Annotated in this window: 2 protein-coding genes; one reads left to right on the top strand and one right to left on the bottom strand. The window is 70.4% G+C overall.

Annotated features, from left to right (window positions below; all coding sequences use genetic code 11):
• Window positions 1–119: 119 nt before the first annotated feature.
• Window positions 120–1,559: an amino acid permease gene (locus tag ACFW1I_RS24345; protein ID WP_384673520.1), complete on the bottom strand. Its 1,440-nt coding sequence runs from the start codon at window positions 1,557–1,559 to the stop codon at window positions 120–122.
• A 220-nt stretch (window positions 1,560–1,779) separates the two neighbouring features.
• Between ACFW1I_RS24345 and ACFW1I_RS24350 the strand changes: the two genes are divergently transcribed.
• Window positions 1,780–2,268 carry a ribose-5-phosphate isomerase gene (locus ACFW1I_RS24350; RefSeq protein WP_384673523.1) on the top strand — a complete coding sequence of 163 codons (489 nt, stop codon included), beginning with the start codon at window positions 1,780–1,782 and terminating at the stop codon, window positions 2,266–2,268.
• The last annotated feature ends 93 nt before the right edge of the window (window positions 2,269–2,361 follow it).

Genomic DNA, 2,361 nt, shown 5'->3' on the forward strand with positions numbered 1-2,361 from the left:
CCGCCCGCCCGCGCCCGGCCGCGCCCGCGCACGCCCCCCCCGCCGCCCCCCCCGGCGCGCCCCGCCCGGCCGCGGCCCCCCCCGGGGCCCTTTCGCATGCGTATTTCGCGTGCGTACTGCTAGTCGCGGGCGGCGGAGGTCTTCCTGACCCGGTCCCGGACCAGGGCGATGGCCAGCACCAGCGCGGCCACCAGCAGCGAGAGCACGACCTGCTCCCGGGCGCTGCCGCCGTCGTAGATCATGTAGCCGAGGACGAAGACGATCATGCCGATCGTCGCCCAGGTCAGGTACGGGAAGAGCCACATCCGCACGACCAGCTTCTCCGGCGACTCGCGCAGGATGATGCCGCGCATCCGCAGCTGGGTCACGCAGATGACCAGCCAGACGAAGAGCGCCACCGCGCCGGAGGAGTTCAGCAGGAAGGCGAAGACGGTGTCCGGCCACTTGTAGTTGAAGAACACCGCGGCGAAGCCGAAGACGACCGAGGACAGGATCGCCGCGCGCGGCACGCCCCGCTTGTCGACCTTGGCGAAGGACTTCGGCGCGTCACCGCGCTGACCGAGCGAGAAGGCCATCCGGGAGGCCGTGTAGAGGCCCGAGTTGAGGCAGGACAGCACGGCGGTCAGGACGATCACGTTCATGATCTGACCGGCGTGCGGGATGCCGATGGAGTCGAGGGCGGCGACGTACGAGCCCTTCTCCACGATCGAGGGGTCGTTCCACGGCAGCAGCGTCAGGACGATGAAGATCGAGCCCAGGTAGAAGACGCCGATCCGCCAGATCACGCTGTTGGTCGCCTTGGTCACGGCCCGCTGCGGGTCCTCCGACTCGCCGGCCGCGAGGGTCACGATCTCGCTGCCCATGAAGGAGAAGACCACCATCAGCACACCGGTGAGGATCGCGCCCGCGCCCATGGGCATGAACCCGCCCGCGTCGGTGAGGTGCGCGAAGCCCGCGCCCGGGTTGTCCGAGCCCGGCAGCACACCGAAGACCGCGAGCATGCCGATCACCACGAAGGCGCCGATGGCGACGACCTTGATGCCGGCGAACCAGAACTCGAACTCGCCGTACGAGGCCACCGAGGCCAGGTTCGTCGCGGTGAGCACCACCATCACGATCAGCGCCCAGGCCCACTGCGGCACCGCCGGGATCCAGCTCTCCAGGATCACCGCGCCCGCGGTCGCCTCGACGGCCAGCACGACCACCCAGAAGAACCAGTACAGCCAGCCGATGGTGAAGCCCGCCCAGCGGCCGAGCGCCTGGTCGGCGTAGGCCGAGAAGGAGCCGGAGGAGGGCCGTGCGGCGGCCATCTCGCCGAGCATCCGCATCACGAAGACGACCATCGCGCCGACGAGGGCGTACGAGAGGAGGATCGCGGGGCCCGCGGCGGCGATGCCGGAGCCGGAGCCGACGAAGAGGCCGGCGCCGATGACGCCGCCGATCGCGATCATCGACAGATGGCGGTTCTTGAGCCCGGCCTTGAGGCCGTCGGACGGCGGGGTCTGACCGGGGGTACCGGTGCTGCCGCCTTCCTTGGCGAGGGTCGGCTGCGTGTTCATGAACGCTTCCTTCGGGTGTGGGGGGCAGGCTCGGATCGCGAGCCGGAGCCATGTAACCCGGCGACTCGCCAGTACGGAAGCTTTGACTCCGGATCGTGATTCAGGACATATTCGGGCCATAAGGTCCAGACCAGGCGGGCCGGAGGGCCGTGACCCGTCGGGACCAAGGTCCCGACCCCGCTGACGCCTGCCCCGTCCCGGCCGTGCCACACTCGAAGCCATGCGCGTCTACATCGGTTCCGACCACGCCGGCTACGAACTCAAGACCCACCTCGTGGAGTGGCTCACCGCCCACGGCCACGAGCCCGTCGACTGCGGCCCCCACATCTACGACGCCCTCGACGACTACCCGCCGTTCTGCCTGCGCGCCGCCGAGAAGACGGCCGCCGACGCGGACAGCCTGGGCATCGTCATCGGCGGCTCCGGCAACGGCGAGCAGATCGCCGCCAACAAGGTCAAGGGCGTCCGTGCCGCCCTCGCCTGGAGCGAGCAGACCGCCGCCCTCGGCCGCGAGCACAACAACGCCAACGTGGTCGCGGTCGGCGCCCGCATGCACACCGAGGAGGAGGCGACCAAGTTCGTCGAGATCTTCCTCGCCACCCCGTACTCCGGCGACGAGCGCCACACCCGCCGCATCGAGATGCTGAGCGCGTACGAGACCGAGGGCATCATGCCCCCGATCCCGGCCCACCACCCGCAGCAGGGCTGAGCCCACCCGCCCGTGCCCCCCGCCCGCCCCGCGGCACGGGCGGCGCCCTACCCGCACCCACGATAACACCCCGTCCCGAGGGGCATACGATCC

The organism is Streptomyces sp. NPDC058955, assembly GCF_042741435.1.
In the GTDB taxonomy this organism is placed as follows: domain Bacteria; phylum Actinomycetota; class Actinomycetes; order Streptomycetales; family Streptomycetaceae; genus Streptomyces.

Excerpts from the sequence above, each read along its gene's own strand:
- ACFW1I_RS24350 (WP_384673523.1), top strand. The coding sequence starts at position 1,780 with ATGCGCGTCTACATCGGTTCCGACCACGCCGGCTACGAACTCAAGACC.
- ACFW1I_RS24345 (WP_384673520.1), bottom strand. The coding sequence starts at position 1,559 with ATGAACACGCAGCCGACCCTCGCCAAGGAAGGCGGCAGCACCGGTACC.